Origin of the sequence: Rhizobium sullae (assembly GCF_900169785.1) — a bacterium.
GTDB lineage: Bacteria > Pseudomonadota > Alphaproteobacteria > Rhizobiales > Rhizobiaceae > Rhizobium > Rhizobium sullae.
In genome coordinates this window covers 24,223-39,943 of sequence record NZ_FWER01000054.1, presented here as the reverse complement: position 1 = coordinate 39,943, position 15,721 = coordinate 24,223, and the positions used below count along the sequence as shown (strand labels likewise).

General features: G+C 58.6%; 18 protein-coding genes and 2 pseudogenes. 7 read left to right on the top strand and 13 right to left on the bottom strand.

The window, feature by feature from the left end:
* A pseudogene (locus BN1800_RS31755) lies at positions 1-255 on the top strand (amino acid ABC transporter permease); the annotation flags it as partial.
* A 208-nt stretch (positions 256-463) separates the two neighbouring features.
* Here BN1800_RS31755 and nhaA read toward each other — a convergent pair.
* Positions 464-1,666, bottom strand: a complete 1,203-nt coding sequence (nhaA, locus tag BN1800_RS31750) for a Na+/H+ antiporter NhaA (protein WP_425299084.1) — start codon at positions 1,664-1,666, stop codon at positions 464-466.
* Positions 1,667-1,917: 251 nt separating this feature from the next.
* Between nhaA and BN1800_RS31745 the strand changes: the two genes are divergently transcribed.
* On the top strand, positions 1,918-2,262 hold the full coding sequence (locus tag BN1800_RS31745) for a hypothetical protein (protein WP_244564727.1): 345 nt from the start codon (positions 1,918-1,920) through the stop codon (positions 2,260-2,262).
* A gap of 128 nt (positions 2,263-2,390) precedes the next feature.
* Here BN1800_RS31745 and BN1800_RS44150 read toward each other — a convergent pair.
* The 12 genes and pseudogenes from BN1800_RS44150 to BN1800_RS31690 all read right to left on the bottom strand — a co-directional run.
* A pseudogene (locus BN1800_RS44150) lies at positions 2,391-2,520 on the bottom strand (FAD-dependent oxidoreductase); the annotation flags it as partial.
* 228 nt (positions 2,521-2,748) lie between these two features.
* A complete protein-coding gene (locus BN1800_RS31735) occupies positions 2,749-3,384 on the bottom strand; it encodes an NrsF family protein (RefSeq protein ID WP_087003351.1) in 636 nt (211 codons plus the stop codon).
* 85 nt (positions 3,385-3,469) lie between these two features.
* Positions 3,470-4,027, bottom strand: a complete 558-nt coding sequence (locus BN1800_RS31730; RefSeq protein WP_210191302.1) for a chlorite dismutase family protein — start codon at positions 4,025-4,027, stop codon at positions 3,470-3,472.
* 6 nt (positions 4,028-4,033) lie between these two features.
* The gene (locus BN1800_RS31725) at positions 4,034-4,669 is read right to left on the bottom strand and encodes an NrsF family protein (protein ID WP_087003345.1); all 636 of its coding nucleotides are present in this window, start codon (positions 4,667-4,669) and stop codon (positions 4,034-4,036) included.
* Positions 4,666-5,220, bottom strand: a complete 555-nt coding sequence (locus BN1800_RS31720) for a sigma-70 family RNA polymerase sigma factor (RefSeq protein ID WP_087003342.1) — start codon at positions 5,218-5,220, stop codon at positions 4,666-4,668. Before BN1800_RS31720 ends, BN1800_RS31725 begins: the two co-directional genes overlap by 4 nt.
* Before the next feature lie 115 nt (positions 5,221-5,335).
* Positions 5,336-5,944 carry a TetR/AcrR family transcriptional regulator gene (locus tag BN1800_RS31715; protein ID WP_087003339.1) on the bottom strand — a complete coding sequence of 203 codons (609 nt, stop codon included), beginning with the start codon at positions 5,942-5,944 and terminating at the stop codon, positions 5,336-5,338.
* A 329-nt stretch (positions 5,945-6,273) separates the two neighbouring features.
* Positions 6,274-6,483 carry a hypothetical protein gene (locus BN1800_RS31710; protein WP_087003335.1) on the bottom strand — a complete coding sequence of 70 codons (210 nt, stop codon included), beginning with the start codon at positions 6,481-6,483 and terminating at the stop codon, positions 6,274-6,276.
* Positions 6,480-7,250, bottom strand: coding sequence for a hypothetical protein (locus BN1800_RS31705; RefSeq protein ID WP_087003332.1), 771 nt, complete (start codon positions 7,248-7,250; stop codon positions 6,480-6,482). Before BN1800_RS31705 ends, BN1800_RS31710 begins: the two co-directional genes overlap by 4 nt.
* The gene (locus BN1800_RS31700; RefSeq protein ID WP_087003329.1) at positions 7,250-8,341 is read right to left on the bottom strand and encodes a Rieske 2Fe-2S domain-containing protein; all 1,092 of its coding nucleotides are present in this window, start codon (positions 8,339-8,341) and stop codon (positions 7,250-7,252) included. The genes BN1800_RS31705 and BN1800_RS31700 overlap by 1 nt, the downstream gene beginning before the upstream one ends.
* Positions 8,338-8,502, bottom strand: a complete 165-nt coding sequence (locus BN1800_RS41680) for a hypothetical protein (RefSeq protein WP_179213943.1) — start codon at positions 8,500-8,502, stop codon at positions 8,338-8,340. The genes BN1800_RS31700 and BN1800_RS41680 overlap by 4 nt, the downstream gene beginning before the upstream one ends.
* Position 8,503: 1 nt before the next feature.
* Complete coding sequence (locus tag BN1800_RS31695; RefSeq protein ID WP_087003326.1) at positions 8,504-8,719, bottom strand: hypothetical protein; 216 nt, start codon at positions 8,717-8,719, stop codon at positions 8,504-8,506.
* A 7-nt stretch (positions 8,720-8,726) separates the two neighbouring features.
* Positions 8,727-9,446 carry an SDR family NAD(P)-dependent oxidoreductase gene (locus BN1800_RS31690; RefSeq protein WP_244564726.1) on the bottom strand — a complete coding sequence of 240 codons (720 nt, stop codon included), beginning with the start codon at positions 9,444-9,446 and terminating at the stop codon, positions 8,727-8,729.
* A gap of 253 nt (positions 9,447-9,699) precedes the next feature.
* On the opposite strand from BN1800_RS31690, the gene BN1800_RS31685 reads away from it, so the two are divergent.
* The 5 genes from BN1800_RS31685 to BN1800_RS31665 all read left to right on the top strand — a co-directional run bounded on the left by BN1800_RS31685 (position 9,700) and on the right by BN1800_RS31665 (position 15,643).
* A complete protein-coding gene (locus BN1800_RS31685) occupies positions 9,700-11,028 on the top strand; it encodes a tetratricopeptide repeat protein (protein ID WP_087003323.1) in 1,329 nt (442 codons plus the stop codon).
* A gap of 28 nt (positions 11,029-11,056) precedes the next feature.
* The gene (locus BN1800_RS31680) at positions 11,057-11,539 is read left to right on the top strand and encodes a hypothetical protein (RefSeq protein WP_087003320.1); all 483 of its coding nucleotides are present in this window, start codon (positions 11,057-11,059) and stop codon (positions 11,537-11,539) included.
* A gap of 122 nt (positions 11,540-11,661) precedes the next feature.
* Entirely contained in the window at positions 11,662-13,293 is a 1,632-nt protein-coding gene (locus BN1800_RS31675; RefSeq protein WP_087003317.1) for a thiamine pyrophosphate-binding protein, read from the top strand.
* Positions 13,265-14,422, top strand: coding sequence for an OpgC family protein (locus BN1800_RS31670; protein WP_087003314.1), 1,158 nt, complete (start codon positions 13,265-13,267; stop codon positions 14,420-14,422). The genes BN1800_RS31675 and BN1800_RS31670 overlap by 29 nt, the downstream gene beginning before the upstream one ends.
* A 9-nt stretch (positions 14,423-14,431) precedes the next feature.
* On the top strand, positions 14,432-15,643 hold the full coding sequence (locus tag BN1800_RS31665; RefSeq protein WP_087003311.1) for a CaiB/BaiF CoA transferase family protein: 1,212 nt from the start codon (positions 14,432-14,434) through the stop codon (positions 15,641-15,643).
* Positions 15,644-15,721 lie beyond the last annotated feature (78 nt).

Genomic DNA, 15,721 nt, shown 5'->3' with positions numbered 1-15,721 from the left:
ATCGAGCGGCCGTACCGCAGCCCGTTCGGCGTACCGGGTGCGGTCCTCACTGTTGTGATTGCGCTGGTCACGATCTTCTTCCAGCTCACCGATCCGCTCTATCAGAAGGGCGTCATCGGCGTGGCAATCTGGTACGCGCTCGCGATCGCATACTTCGCCGCTCATGGCCGCAAGACGCTTGTCTATTCGCCGGAGGAGGAGTTTGCGGTTAAGCAGCGCGAAGGTGCAGCTTCCATCGACCGCGACCTTGGCTAACCAAATATGGTCGCCACCAGAGTTCCGGTAGCATCATGGTGCCTGAAGCCATTTTGCGGCTCCACCGTCAGACTGGCGGGTGCGCAACAGTATGCCCGATCATCACTATGCCTGCCAACATCAGGCATACGGCCGCCATCGCGCAGGTCGTAAGAGCAGTTGGGAGATATCGGCTCATTCCGTCGAAACCTTCAAGGTCGATCTTTTGTCATATGGGTATTCGTGCTCGGCGCGACGAGAACCGAAGCATGAGATAACCTGCGATGCCAGAAACGCACGAGCCGATCAGGATGCCGAGCTTGGCCCGATCCTGTATCGCCTGGTCTTCGAAGGCGAGTTGCCCGACGAAGAGGCTCATCGTGAAGCCGATGCCGCACAGAAGCGCGATGCCCAGCATCTGCGGCCAGCTCGCGGATCGTGGTAAGCCCGCAAATCCGGCTTGTACCATCAATACGACGGCGCCCAGGACGCCGACGAGCTTGCCCGCTGCCAATCCCAACCCGACACCGAAAGTGATGGGTTCTGACAGCGAGGCGAGCGTGATGTCCGTCAAGGAAACGCCGGCGTTGGCGAAGCCAAACAAGGGCACGATCAGGAAGGCAACGGGACCCTGAAGGCCGTGTTCCAGCCGATGCAGGGGTGACTCCGAGTGTGACGCCTCGGGCATTCCTCGTGTCAGCTTCAGTGGGATGGTGAGGGCCAGAAGAACGCCTGCGATCGTCGCATGGATGCCCGACAGGAAAACCAGGCACCAAAGTGCGGCCCCCAGGACCAGGTAGGCAGCGAGGCGGCTGCCCCCCAATCGATTCATCCCTATCAAGGCGAAGAATATGACCGCCGCGCCGCCAAGGGCCCAGTAGTTCAGGTCGCTTGCGTAAAAGAGCGCAATGATCACGACCGCCCCGAGGTCGTCGATGATGGCAAGGGCCGCCAGGAAGACCTTGAGAGTCACCGGAACACGCGGGCCAGCCAAAGAAAGCACGCCAAGCGCAAAGGCGATGTCGGTCGCCGTCGGGATCGCCCAACCATGTGCCGCGGTGGGATCGCCCCGATTGAAAGCAGCGTAGATTAATGCGGGAACGACCATGCCGCCAACGGCCGCAGCACCCGGCAGGATGCGGCGCGACCAACTTGAGAGCTGGCCATCCAGCATCTCACGCTTGATTTCCAGGCCGACGAGCAGGAAGAAAAGCGCCATCAGCGCATCGTTGATCCAGTGCTGCAGGCTCATCGGCCCAATAGAGACGTGCAGTGCAGCGAAATATGCGGAGGCCAGCGGCGAGTTGGCGATAACGATGGCCAGCAAAGCGACGATCATGAGCAGCAGGCCTGCAGACGTCTCGCTATCGAGAAATCGGCGGAAAGTAGAATGGATCAGGCCCTGGTCGCTCGGACGATGGGACAAAGACAAAGGGTCACGCTCCCGTGTGAGAGTTGATCAAAGTCTCCGTCGTTTTCGGGAATCCCGTGGCGCACGCAGCACACGCCATCGCCTGCAATCTAGGTCATTGACCGCAGTCGTGCCACTAAAATCGATGTGATCGAAGCTGGATCGCTGCCGGTCGCGCGATGCGGCTGTTACTGTCGCGGTTCTCCAAGCTGAGGTTGATTGTGACAACTCGATTTAGGAAGGTCGCCCGATCAAAATGAAAGGAGTTCGGGATGGGTGAGAAACGCGAGCGCGTCTACCACACCCTGGTTGAAGGTGTGAAAGACGGCCTTACTGACAAAGAGCTCTACGAATACGTCGTCGAGAAGTGCCCAAAGACCTCGAGCAAGCGCATCGTGCGCGCTTCGCTCCTCGCGCTTACCGATCCCGACCTTCACGATCGGCACATTCTTGATGTCATCTACGCTTTGGCCATCAAACACCGCCTCGACAACCTCGGCATCGCGAAAGATGACGCCGAAGACGACGACATGACGAAACCAGCGCGCTTAATCGAGACAGCTGCCCCCGCCCGCGCCAAATGTCTCTCAGCGAGCACCTTGAATTCAGATGAATAGGCCGAGAAAACGCTTTTGGGTCATCATCATCTTCGCCGTGTGCCTCGTCTTGGCCGTGGCTCAACTCGCGCTGTCGATCGCTATCTATTTCGGATGGCTTCCTTAGCTGCGGGCACCGATCGACAAAGCGCCGGCTTAGCGCCGTAGGCGGCCACGTACACGAACTGGTCGCGGCCGGTGACATCACCGGCGGCATAGATGCCGGACCGGGACGTGCGCATGCGGTCGTTCGACGACGATGCCGCCCTTCGGCGAAAGAGGGCGTCGTGAGGCTCAACCCTGCCTGCGAGCACCGCAATGTTCGGCGCTCGATTACCTTTCCATCATCAGCTATCGCGTCGATCAGAAAATCTGACTCGGGCAAATGCAACTCAGTGGTGGTAATCCTTTTCCACCGAACGTCCTGAGCCAGTCGACTGTCCATTGCAAACGCCATCGTTTTCGCCGGACGGGATAGGCCCGGCATTGTGAACGGCACAATCGCAGCTACCACCTTAGAAAGCGTCGGCCTGCAAAATACCCCGCAACGGCCACAATGAGTATGGCGATTGGATACCAGGTTGCGACGAATAAGGGACTGTCGTCGGGGCAATTAGAGGCGTAGAGCGTAGCGGCAATGCCGGCGGAAGCCAACGCCGCGATTGCCCCAGCTTGACCGGGGTGATCCGGCGCACCATGGCGCATCACCAGAAAGAGGAACACGGTCGGCGCTAACGAGAGGATTGGGATGACCGTCAGGCAATGCAACGCATTGTGGCCAACCAGTCTGCTTCGCCAAAGATCGGCCGGGGTGACAATCATCTCGATGCCAGCGGCGGCGATCAACAGCGCTGGTGCCAGCAACAATAACCAGCGCCGAGCCGTCGAGCTCTCCCCTGGACGGATAAGGCTCTCCATCAGCGATGCCGCCACAAGAAACAGCGCCAAGGTGGCAATGAACTTGAATGCGAAGCGCACAGTCATGATGGCTTGAGCAAAATCAGGTCGAACACCTAGTACCGAAAAGAACACCAATCCCGCCACCAATGCGCCAGTAGCCGTCGCCAAAGCAAGCGCCCTCGAGAGGTTGACGGGCCGCCGTGTGTCCTCTGATATCAAATTGATTAGGTCTTCCGTTTTCACACAAATACTCCGTTTGCGGCTAGCCTGACGAGAACCGTCCCGTTTTGTCGTGCAACCTTACGCAGGATTGGCTATCTTAGCATCATCAACCATGTTGCCATATCCGCAAGCGGATCTCGACCTCACGTTCGACATAACGCCATTCTTCGGTCGCCCGCAATCGAAAGAGCATGGCATCAAATTGAGGGGCACTTTCCTCCGCGAATTCGAACCAGGTGAGAAAATCGAAAGGCTCGCCAAGATCACGACTGTGATAGAGGCGTCGAGCGACCGCAGGCAAATAATCCATCCCGATCTGAAAATGCGCCGACCTCTCCTGAATGATGGCCCTGCGCTCGTCCTGTGCAAGAGACCACCAAAGATCCGACTTGCGGATCGGGATCAGGACCGCAAGGCATGCCTTTGCGCGGCCCAACGGAGGTTGGCGTTCTCCAAGCCGATCGAGCTCGACACGGGTCGTGTATCGCGCGCTGCCGGCCGTTCCGCGCAGAACCCAGGCCGCTGGATCGGGCAGTATGACCTGATTGATGTCCATGACAGTAAGACGAGGCGCAACATCCAGACCCTTACCAGCAATGGCGCGCGTTGCCTCGACCTGCCATTGGCCACTCTCACCAGCCACGAAGTATGTCGGTTTCACCATTGTGACCTACCAGCGCAACATTCTGTGGCCAAGCAAAGCACCGGTTCCGGCAACCATCGAAATGGCAATCGGATACCAGAGCATTACAAAGAGCGGGCTGTCATCATCGCAATTGGCTGCGTAGAATGTCGCCGCAATCCCTGCCGCTACGAGCCCGGCAACAGCTCCCGCGACCACGGGTCGGGTCGGGGCAGCGTATCGAAGCGCGTAGAGAAAACAGGCAAGAGGACCTACCGATAAGAAAGGGATAATCGTCAGGCAGAGCCTGGAATTGTGCCCGATCATGCGCGTCACCCCTGCCTCCGACGGCATGACCAATAGTTCAAAGACCGCCGCTGCACTCATCAACAGAGCAGGAACCGTCAAGCCCAATGCCGTCAACCGAACCGGGACGCCCGGTCTTCCAATCCGGAACATGACCATCCCACCGGTCAGGGTGAGAGATCCCGTTATCACGAATTTGAACAGGAAGCGGCCGGTCTCGATGGCCGTGCCGAAGTCCGCACGCAAGCCGATGACCGCAAAGAACGAAATGGCTGCGATCAATGTGGCGGCAGTGGCAGCATGCATCAGGGCATGATCAAGATTCAGTCGAACCGGCGTATCCTGCACGAGCAGTTCGATCAACTCCTCAGTCTTCATGTCGCCCGCTCCGAATAGAGAGCAGCCAACCCCTTCAATGCCCTGTGCAGGGAAACCCGTACCGCCACCTCTGTCATTTTCAGCCGATCGGCCGTTTCCCGAACACTCGACCCTTCAATCGATATCGATTGAACGATCGTTCGTTGCGGATCCTTGAGCTTGCCCACAATCTGTTCGATATCGATGCGATCGGAGGCTGCCATGCGTTCGTCTGTTTTAAGTGTAGCAATGACGTCCTCAAGCGGTACTGCCTGCCTGCCACGGCGCCGCAGGCTATCGACCACCTTGTTGCGAACGATTGCCGATAGCCATGGCCCCAATGGCCGTGACGGATCCCATGTCCCCCGCTTGAGATGGATTGTAAGCAGCACTTCCTGGACCACGTCCTCAGCCTCGCTGGCCGGCGCACCGAACTGGTCACAACGCTTCCGCGCCATCACGCGTAAATGTGGTGTGAGGGCCGTCAGGAATTTGCGATAGGCATGGCTGTCGCCCGCAATCGCGGAACGCAGCCAGGATGCCCATTCCTTTTCACGCGCCAGATCTTTCATCCGACATATCCTTCTTCGGCGGTTCTCGCGCAATTGTTACAGAGACCAGCCGGATTTTTTTGCGTGTGGGATATCGTGTCAAAGCGCGCAAGCGTTTGAATGTTCATGTCATCGATCATGAGATAAGATTGTCTGACTGTGATTGGGGTTCCAGCAGTGCAAAAACGGGCCGGATAAGACCTTCCAGAAGGTCTCTTTCAGGACGCGTGCGCGCAAGCACACGAATGCCAAGCAGTGTGCCGAGGAGCGTGCCGGCCATGTCCGATGCATTTGGGGAGCGATTGATCGATCCCTCTTTCTGGCCTCTTTCGACGCAGCGCCTGAAGAAAGCCTCAACCTGCACCAGGACTTGAGCCACCACCCGCTGAAACTCATCATCGTGTGGTGCTACCTCGAGCGCGGAATTGACCAACATGCAGCCTTTTCGCTTGGTATCGCTCAACGACCGCTCAATGATCTCGTTGAAGAATGCGCCGATCGCCTCACGCGGCGGCTTCGTCTCAAACCGGCCGACACGGTCGCCGAAGCTCCGTTCGACATAGAAATCGAGCGCTTTGCGATAAAATGCGTGCTTGTCGCCAAAGGCATTGTAGATGCTTGCGGTGGTCAGCCCGATTGCCTGGGCCAGATCACGGATTGACGTTGCCTCGTAGCCGTGTTCCCAAAACCGCTCTACAGCCAGCAGCAATACTTTTTCTTCATCAAATTCTCTTGGTCTGGCCATATATCCTGTCTCCCAGAACATGGATCGAAACGGGCGACGTGCCCAAGAGCATTGCTAATTCTTTTTAAAACATCCGATCTAAAACTCAACCGTGTGTAGTTCATAATTGTGCGAAAATTGGCGCTGCTTTCGAGATTGCGACGACAAGGGATATGCAGTCTTCGTTAATTCGAAGATTCAGACGTTGACCACGACGTTTCCAGTCGACTGCGTCCCCGAAGTTGGAGAATCCAGTGTGATGAGCCAGTCTCGCCGCTTGAAACGCTCGAGAGCATTCTGTCTGGTTGGCCCGCATGATTGTGCTGGGCTCCAACCTTTGGCGACTCTTTCTACTTCAATAATCTCAACGTCAGGCTGTTAAGGGCGGAGAGCAGCCCGACAACGGCAACCCCGAAGATCACGTAGCGCAGTTCTTCGAACGGGGTGCCGCTCAGATAGTCCAGGCCATACTGCCATGCGAGGATGATCACGATGGTGGCAATCAGCGCCAGCAATAGACCGAACAGATGGCGCCAGAATCCTCTCCCATTCTGGGTCATGCTCCCGCCTCCTCGCGGAAACTGTCGATCTTGAAAATCAGCAGATCGTCGCGGCGTTCGATATCGCCTTCGAGCACCACCGGTAAACCGGTCTTGTCGAGCAAGGCCGCCGGCATCGGTCCTCCGTCCTTGGAAGCGAGAAGAAAGAAGGTGTGGCCGTCCACGGGTGCAGTGGAAACGAAGACCGGTGGAACACCTCCAGAAATACAGAGATTGGCGCAGGCCTTGTGCGCGAGACCGGTTCCCGGCTTCATGGCACCAGCACTGCATTTTCCGTCGCAGATCTCGCCCGTCAAACGCCACGAACCGAGGTTCTCCGGCACGGGCGTGACCGGCAATGCCGGCATTTGCGGTTTGGCTGCCTTCAGGTCGTCTTCGCCGCCGATCAGCAGCATGACCAGGTCTCCGCGCTTAACGAAGATGCCACTTGCCTGTGCGGTCTTGCCTGCTAGCGGTAGTGCCCGATCGTCCACGCCGAACTTGCCCGATCCCGCCAACATGACGGCTCGTGCCGGCCTTGCGCCGTCGGCCGGCACACGAAGGATCGGATAAGGCCTGACCTCCATCGTGCCGATCAGATGCTCGCCATGCAACTCATCCGCATAGCTTCCCGACCCGGGGCTTTCGGTATTGAGAGACAAAAGCACGGAGGCCGATGCCATGCCGGCAACGAAGAAGACAATGAAGCCGATCATCAGCGCTCTGACATCGGCCGGCACCTTCTTGAAGTAGCCGACAAAAAATCCACGTTCGGCAGGTCTCAGCATCAAGCTCCTCCTTGCTTCACCGGTGCCGCGGGAAGCAGCTCCGGGGGGATGGCCAACGGCTCCAGCTTTGTGCCAAGAGGCAAAGGTTCGGGATCGACGAGGACGCTCGATCCCTGCAGCCGGACACGATACTTGCGGATGCGCTCGCGGAACGGTGGCGGCGAACAGCCGTCCTCGAGGCGGTATTGATAGCCGTGCCATGGACATGTGATGAAGCCGAGAACGACTTTGCCCTCACCGATCGGGCCGTTCTGATGCGAGCAGACATTTGAGACAGCGGACAGTCCGCCCTTCGAGCGGAAAACGGCAATGCGCTCGCCGCCGGGAGCTGCGCCGATGATCGCCCTGCCATCGGCAATCTCTCTGAGGTCACCGACGATCACCCAAGGCGCCTCGGGGGCCTTTTGCGATGCAGCCGCGTCAGCCGATGTCTCCCGCCGACCTGCGATGAGGTGCAGGGCGCACAATGCAGCCAATCCGCCGATCAACAGGAGCGCCAAAGCATGATCCCGGCGATCGATCAGAGCGCCGAGCGCCACATGCAGGATGACTGCAGCATAGGCGAAGTAGACGCTCATGTGGATCGCCTTCCACACCGGCGGCGTCAGGAAGGAAAGCCAGAAATCGTGGCTCGTTGCCGCAAGGACGGCCAGAATGACGAGCGCGAAGACACCGAAGAGTTCGAAAGGAAAGCCGGCGATGCTCGTGAAGCTGGTATTGCTGGTGAAGAGCGCCGTGAGCTGCGGTGTTGGACTAAAGGAGAGATACCATCCGAGCACATAGTAGGCATGCGTGGCTGCGATGATCGCGGTCATCACGCCAAAATGGCGGCGATTGTAGAGGAGCGGAATGAAACGGGCATCGATCCGCGCCAGTGGCCCGATTGCGAGGACGATGGTCAGCATCAGCAACGCCAGAGACCCGAAGGCACGCATCCGTTGGATCGGCAGGTCGGTATCCCGGAGCGCGGAGGATATGACTGGGCCCAGCCGCAGGAAAATAAGGATGTAGATGAAGATCCCGGCCAGCATGACCGCGTCATAGATGATCTTGGTCTTGTTCCAGATGACCGGCTTGTAGGAGAGGCTCACGGTTGCTTACCCCCCTGTGCTGCAGTGGCATCAAGGCGCACGGCCGGCGCATCGGCCGGCAGTTTCGGGACGCTCGCGAAGATAACGACAAGCATGATCGGGAGAACGACCGCGATGCCTGTCCAGATCACTGTGTGAGCGCGACGGTGACGGCGCTGCATGCTAGCGTTCTCCCCTGGAAAGATTAGTCCACCGCCAGACGACCAGCGGCCAGAGGAGAACGAGCCCGGGGATAAGGAGCGGCCGGACCGCATAGGCGTCACGTGCTCCCGGATCGACCTTGTCGAATCCGAACAGCAGAAAGGCGACGGCGACGGCAAGACCGATGCCGGTCCAAAGCATCAATCCTGCGGAGACGGGATCGGACATCGAAACCATGGGACCCTCAGATGCGGCCGGTCGCCGGTATGGCCGCACCAGTGACGATGCCTGCTGCAGGCGAAATGAGGAATCCGATGAGCTTGGCGATATCCGTTGGCTGAACCCAGCTGTTCGTCTTCGCATTCGGCATCGCCGACCGGTTTTGCGGCGTGTCGATCGTGCCCGGCAGAATACAGTTGGCGGTAATGCGTTTGTCGCGATTTTCCGCGGCGATCGCTTCCGTAAGCCGGATCACCGCCCCTTTCGATGCTGCATAGGCGGCTTGATTGGCGCCGGCCTTTAGTCCCTGCGCTGCCGCGACATGGACGATGCGGCCGTAACCTGCCTGCTGCATCGGTTTCAGGACAGCCGCACTAATTGCATAAGCCGTTCTGGCATTCATGTGAAACAACTGATCCCACCGGTGCAGGCCTGTCTCGTCGACCGGTCCTGTCTGGAAGCCGCCGACGGTATTGGCGAGCGCGTCGAGCCGGCCAAATCTCGCGAGCGTTTTTTCGACTGCCTCCTGGCATGACGTCAAATCGGCGAGATCCATGCCGCCGATCAGCAGGATTTCGCTGCTGTCGGGCAGGCTCTCTGCCAATTCTTCCAAGGCTTCCGAATTGTGCTCAACGCAGACGAGCCGCGTACCGTTCGCCGCAAGCTCCCTGACGACGGCGCTTCCAAGGTTTCCTGCTGCGCCCGTAACCATGACAACGGTGCTTGTTTCTGTTGCTTCACTCATGCTGGTTTCGCCCTTTCGAGTTGAGGCCGCCTGCAAAGGTCCGCCCGTAATTCGGGGCAGCGCATGGTTTTGTTACATATGCTTTAAAAAATTTCCCGCCCACTATGCGACGCCAAGAAATTTTGATGCGGCTGCGAAAAAAATCAGGACCGGCTGTAACGAACCACCTGACTCGACCGTAAAGGTCTCTGTCGGACGAAGGGTAATGGGATCTCGAGGGTTCTGATCGGCGTCCTCCTGAAGGAGCAAACGAATGAAGCGTGATGCTTACGGTCTCATGACCAGCACTGACAGCAACGAGGCACAACGGGCATTCGAGAATGCCGTTTTTGGTCTGGCGGCGCATCGGCCAAGTACTGGTGTCGCCATCCAGTCAACATTGGCAGCCGACCCCCATCATGTTGCCGGCCATGCGCTGAAGGGCTTTGCAAATCTGATATTGGCGCGGTCGGAGCTCGACGAACCGGCTGCCAACGCACTCGTTGATGCGCAGGCAGCGCTGGTGGTCAGAGGCGGAGGAACCGGTGACGAGCGCACCCTTGTGAAAGCACTGGAGGCCGCCGTTGAAGGCTCGTTTTCGCGTGCAACGGATATTCTCGATGACGGTTTCAAGGATCGGCCGGTGACGTTCTTGCCCTTTAAGATTTCGCAGGCTCTGCGTTTCATGCTTGGCGATGCCCGCGGCATGCTACGGGCCAGCACGCGTGCAGTCGCCCGCCTTGACACCAGCACGACGGCGAAGGGCTTTATTCTTGGTTGCCACGCGTTTTCGCTTGAAGAGCATGGTCGGTATGCCGAGGCGCTTGCCGCGGGACAGCTTGCGGTTGCTCTGCAGCCCGATGATTCCTGGGGCCTTCACGCCGTCTCGCATGTCTTCGAGATGCGTGGCGATACGGAAGAAGGTATTGACTGGCTCGAGGCGAACCGCAAGGCCTGGTCGCGCTGCAACAATTTCTCCTTTCATATGGCTTGGCATCTCGGTCTGCTACACCTGGAACGCGGCGATCATGATCGGGTGCTGCAGATCTACGACGACGACGTTCGCCCACAGCAAACCGACGATTTCCGAGACATGGCTAATGCTGTCTCGCTCCTGTGGCGGATGGAGCAATCGGGAGCTCATGTCGGTGATCGCTGGACCGATCTGGCAGAAATAGCCCATCGTCGAAAGGCGGACACGACCTTGATTTTTGCAGCTCTGCATAATCTTGCCGCCATGGTTGCTGTTGGCGACCGCGATGGAGCTGTGGAGCTTGTATCGCATATAGAAGCCAAGGCGCTTGGCGCGGATGATCAGGGCCGCGTCGCCGCCGAGATCGGTGTACCGATGGCGCGCGTTCTCACGGGTCTCGATGCTCCGGCCGACCGCCACATGCTCGAACGCATGGTGGCGAACCTGCCAAAGATCGGTGGCAGCAACGCACAGCGCGACTTCTTTGTCCTCGCGCTCGCCAGGGCGATGGCGACCGATGGCAATAATGTCGGTATTTCGCGTCTCGGCCAGATTCGCCAGCGGCTGAAGGCCGACGACCGATTATTCAAATCCATCGAACATTCGGTTGGCATGAGTTTGTCTGCCTGATCTCACCTTAAAGAAAAGGAAAAACACGATGTCCATGATGGAAATGCAAAAGACAAGCGTCTTCCCTGAAATTCAACCGAGCCTCGGCCGGACGATTATTCTTTCCGGACTTGCCGCCAATATAACCTGGGAAATCTGGGCACGGCTGATCACGCCGTTGTGGGTTGGCGGACCACTGGAGCCGGCTGCTCTGGTTCAATCGGTGTTCGGTTTCAACAATTTGTTGCTAGCCGAAACGATCCACGCGATCGTCGGTATCGTTTTTTATCCGATCGGCTACCTGTTCATCGCCCGGCCGCTGCAGCGGCTGATCGTCCCCAAACTGCCATTACTATTGACAGGTATCGGCTTCGGCATCGGTCTTTGGATCTTCGCCCTTTACGTCATGGCACACCTGTTTGGCGGTCAACCGGCATTTCTCGGTTTTGTTACACTCACCTGGGCGTCGCTGATCGGCCACATGCTGTTTGGTACGGTTGTCGCGTTCGTCGTCCGCCGCATGGAACGCTAGACCTGTTGGGACTAGGCCTGCCCGGTTCCGCCAATCAGCGGGCAGGCTTCTCAACATATTGGTTTTCATCGCCAAGTCTAACACTGAACACAATTCAGTTGACCAAACTCGAGAGATTTACAGTGACCGCTGAAAGCCTCGTTACGCCGAGAGTTGCCGACATCGTTGCCAGGACGCTTCATGCCCATGGCGTCCGTCATGCTTTCGGCATGCCCGGCGGAGAAGTGGTCACGCTGATAGACGGCCTGGAGGCCTCAGGCATCGCCTTTCACCTGGCACGCCATGAAACCGCGGCGGCGATCATGGCGGCAGGCGCAAGCGCGATGACGCAAACCCCGGAACTTCTCGTAACGACCGTTGGCCCGGGCCTTGCCAATGCGGTCAACGGCATCGCCGACGCTGCCCAGGAGCGCGTTCCTTTGATCGTCATATCCGGCATTGTCGACCGTTCGACCCGCGCGCGTTACACCCATCAGGTGATCGATCATGCACAGTTGCTCCGACCGCTGGTCAAGGCTTCTTTCGAAATCGAGCCCGAGAGCGCTGCTTCCACGGTCGCCCGTGCGCTCGCGCTTGCCATGACAGAGCCGATGGGTCCCGTCCATCTCGACCTGTCTCCAGCGACGGCTGCCGCGGTCTCGCCAGCCTTGAATGTCATTTCGCCTCCGAAGCTTCTGAAGCCCTCGGTGACAATGACTGATCCGGCCGTTCACACACTTTCCGAAAGGATTGGCCGGGCGCAACGACCGCTTTTTATCGCTGGTCTTGACGCCGTACGAGATCATGCCGGTCCGGCACTCCAGCACTTGGTCGAAAAAATTGGAGCACCGGTCATCACAACCTATAAGGCCAAGGGCATCATCCCCGAGAACCACCCGCTGTCGCTTGGCGCCGCCGGATTGTCACCGCTGGCGGATCAATATCTTCTGAACCTGGTCCGGGATTCGGATCTGGTCCTGTCAATTGGATATGACCCAATCGAAATGCGGCCCGGCTGGCTGGATTTCGTCGGAGATCCAGCAAAGCTTGTGGAGATTTCCAATACTGCCCCGGACCACGGCATGCATCATGCCGGAACCAGAATCCAGACTGCACCTCGCTCTTTTCTACAGGCGCTGGCCGATATTCACGCGGGGCACAAGACCTGGACGGCTGGCGAACCCGCCGCCGTGAAAAACGAACTTGCCCGTTTATTCGCAAGCAATGGCAGTTGGGGACCGCACGCAATAATCGAAGCACTCAATGCCGTCGCCGGTCAGGAAGCAATCGTCACCGTCGACAGCGGAGCGCATCGCATTCTTCTGTCGCAGAAATGGGTTGCGCCACGGGCGATGTCATTGCTGCAATCGGCGGGCTTTTGCACCATGAACGCGGCCTTGCCGCTTGCGATCGGTGCCAAGGTCGCCGACCCATCACGTCCGGTTTTCGCCGTGATGGGCGACGGCGGTCTTGAGATGGGAATCGGGGAGCTGGCTACGCTACGCGATCTTAATCTGCCTATCACCATCGTGGTTTTTCAGGATCGCAGCCTGGCGTTGATTGCTCTGAAGCAGGCATCCGCCGGCCTGAAATCGGCCGGCGTCACGCTCGGCGAAACGGACTTTGCCGCCGTCGCACGAGGGTTCGGCGGCTATGGCGTCAATGTGGAGAATTGTGATGACTTCCGTAACGAGCTTGAGGCAGCCGGCGAGCGCGAAAGCTTCACTCTCATCGCCTGCAAGTTCGATGCAAGCGCCTACGACGGCGCCTTCTGAACCCACCCAGGCGACAGGTTCAGCCCCTCAGAAGGTCAAGCGCCCCCGTGATCCGCGGCTCGACTTTTTCCGTGGTGTCGGCATGCTGATTATCCTTTTGGCCCATATCCCAAACAACGGGTGGGCGCTGTGGATTCCGGCGCGCTTCGGTTTTTCCGACGCCACGGAAATGTTTGTCTTCCAGTCGGGGATGGCCTCGGCCATCGCCTTCGGCTCGACCTTCGACCGCAGCGGCGCGGTTGCGCTCATCGCCCGCGTCGCTCAACGTGTCTGGCAGATATTTTGGACCCACATTGCGGTCTTTGTCGTCGTTGCCGCCATCATGGTTGTCGCCGGAACCCGCTATGACGGCGTCACCTATGTCGACAGTCTTAACCTCGTACCTTTCATGAAGGACCCGGGCAATCTTCTCGTCGGCCTGCTGACGTTGCGTTATGTGCCGAACTATTTCGATATCCTGCCGATGTACATCGTCATTCTGGCGTTGATGCCGGGAATGATCCTTGCATCAAAGGTCCATCGCTTTCTGCCATTCGCCATGATGGTTGCCTTGTGGCTGGCAACCCAGTTCGACCTGACCGGGCTGCCGGCGGAGCCCTGGTCGGATCGCCGATGGTTCTTTAACCCCTTCGGATGGCAATTGCTGTTCTTCACCGGTTTCTTCCTGATGCGCGGCAGCCTTCCGGCCCCCGGCTTCGACCGCAGGTTGATGGCGTTTGCGGTTGCCGTCGTGATCCCGACCGTGCCGTTTGCCTGGGTACGGTTCCAGGAAGCCTATCCAGCCTTCCAAATGGCCGCCACCAAGCTTTTCCCACTCACCGACAAGACCGACTTCGGCCTGCTGCGCTTCGTTCATTTCATGGCGCTCTGCTACATCGCCGTACATCTCGTCGGTAAGAAAGGCTCCCGGCTGCGCGGCCCTGCCGTGCGCGTGCTGACGGTCGTTGGCCAGCAATCGCTCGCCGTCTTCATCACCGGTATTGTGATTGCCCAGCCGATCGGTATTGCGCTTGATCATGCCGGTCGCACCACTTCTGCAGAGGCAATTGGAAACCTGATTGGCTTCGGCGTGCTTATAGGAACCGCCTATCTCGTACGCTGGTTCAAGAGTTCCCCCTGGAAATCGTGAGAATCCCCAATGTCTGACAATCAAAAACCCGCCAGCCTCGAAGGTCTGCGCATCCTCGACCTGTCGCGGATTCTCGCCGGACCGACCTGTACGCAGCTGCTCGCCGATCTCGGGGCCGATGTCATCAAGGTCGAGCGCCCTGATACTGGCGACGACACGCGCAGCTGGGGACCGCCCTTCGTGCCGAATGCCGATGGCAGCGACAGTGATCTCAGCGCCTATTTCCTGTCCGCCAACCGCAACAAGCGATCGATAGCCATCGATCTCGGCAGCGATGAAGGTGTTGCGCTTGTCGAGCGGCTGGCGGCTATCTCGGACGTGGTGATCGAAAACTACAAGCCGGGCGATCTCGACCGGCGCGGACTCGGCTATGAGGATATTAGCAAGATCAAACCGGATATCGTCTGGTGTGCGATTTCCGGTTTCGGTCAAACCGGACCCTATGCCGAGAGAACCGGCTATGATTTTCTCGTCCAGGCGATGGGCGGTATCATGAGCATCACCGGCGAAAGCGATACGGCCGGTGGCCGGCCCCTCAAGGTCGGCCTTGGCATCGCCGACGTGATGTGCGGCATGTATGCGACCGTCGGCATTCTCGCCGCTCTCCGCCATCGCGACCGGACGGGCGAAGGCCAATATATCGATCTGGCGCTTTATGACACGCAAGTTGCCTGGCTTATCAATGCCGCGACGAACCATCTGGTTTCGGGAAAGGTGCCAAATCGGATCGGCAACCGGCATCCCAACATCGCTCCTTACCAGACCTTTGCAACGGCTGCCGGTGAAATCGCCATCGCAGTCGGAAACGATCAGCAGTTCGCCCGCTTCTGTACGGCGATTGGCTGTCCCGATCTGGCGGGCGACGAGCGGTTTCGCCGCAACCGTGATCGCGTTGTTAATGTCGATGCACTGGACCGGCTTGTGACCGAGGCTCTACAAGCCGACACCGCCGAAATCTGGGAGCAGCGCCTTGTCCATGCCGAAATCCCTGCAGGCCGGGTCGCCACGATCGATCAGGTCGTAACTAATCCGCATACCTTGGCGCGTGAAATGATCATACCCATGGAAACAGTGGACGGACAAACCGTCCGCCTGCTCGGCAACCCGCTCAAAATGTCCGCAACCCCGGTTCGTTTCGATCGGGCGCCGCCGCATGTCGATCAGGATAAGGACGCCATCCTTCGCGCACTCACGATGCTCGAAGCTGCTCGCCGGACTTAAACTGTGGCTTGATCGCGTCGCGCAAATGGGTTTTGCCAAGGATGCCGGAATGGGTCGTCTTGCCGATGGCAAGGGGGC

Bases quoted from the DNA above. Each gene is read 5' to 3' on its own strand.
- BN1800_RS31745 (WP_244564727.1), top strand. From the start codon at position 1,918: ATGGGTGAGAAACGCGAGCGCGTCTACCACACCCTGGTTGAAGGTGTG.
- BN1800_RS31730 (WP_210191302.1), bottom strand. From the start codon at position 4,027: ATGGTGAAACCGACATACTTCGTGGCTGGTGAGAGTGGCCAATGGCAG.
- BN1800_RS31725 (WP_087003345.1), bottom strand. From the start codon at position 4,669: ATGAAGACTGAGGAGTTGATCGAACTGCTCGTGCAGGATACGCCGGTT.
- BN1800_RS31720 (WP_087003342.1), bottom strand. From the start codon at position 5,220: ATGAAAGATCTGGCGCGTGAAAAGGAATGGGCATCCTGGCTGCGTTCC.
- BN1800_RS31715 (WP_087003339.1), bottom strand. From the start codon at position 5,944: ATGGCCAGACCAAGAGAATTTGATGAAGAAAAAGTATTGCTGCTGGCT.
- BN1800_RS31710 (WP_087003335.1), bottom strand. From the start codon at position 6,483: ATGACCCAGAATGGGAGAGGATTCTGGCGCCATCTGTTCGGTCTATTG.
- BN1800_RS31705 (WP_087003332.1), bottom strand. From the start codon at position 7,250: ATGCTGAGACCTGCCGAACGTGGATTTTTTGTCGGCTACTTCAAGAAG.
- BN1800_RS41680 (WP_179213943.1), bottom strand. From the start codon at position 8,502: ATGCAGCGCCGTCACCGTCGCGCTCACACAGTGATCTGGACAGGCATC.
- BN1800_RS31695 (WP_087003326.1), bottom strand. From the start codon at position 8,719: ATGGTTTCGATGTCCGATCCCGTCTCCGCAGGATTGATGCTTTGGACC.
- BN1800_RS31690 (WP_244564726.1), bottom strand. From the start codon at position 9,446: ATGAGTGAAGCAACAGAAACAAGCACCGTTGTCATGGTTACGGGCGCA.
- BN1800_RS31685 (WP_087003323.1), top strand. From the start codon at position 9,700: ATGAAGCGTGATGCTTACGGTCTCATGACCAGCACTGACAGCAACGAG.
- BN1800_RS31680 (WP_087003320.1), top strand. From the start codon at position 11,057: ATGTCCATGATGGAAATGCAAAAGACAAGCGTCTTCCCTGAAATTCAA.
- BN1800_RS31670 (WP_087003314.1), top strand. From the start codon at position 13,265: ATGCAAGCGCCTACGACGGCGCCTTCTGAACCCACCCAGGCGACAGGT.
- BN1800_RS31665 (WP_087003311.1), top strand. From the start codon at position 14,432: ATGTCTGACAATCAAAAACCCGCCAGCCTCGAAGGTCTGCGCATCCTC.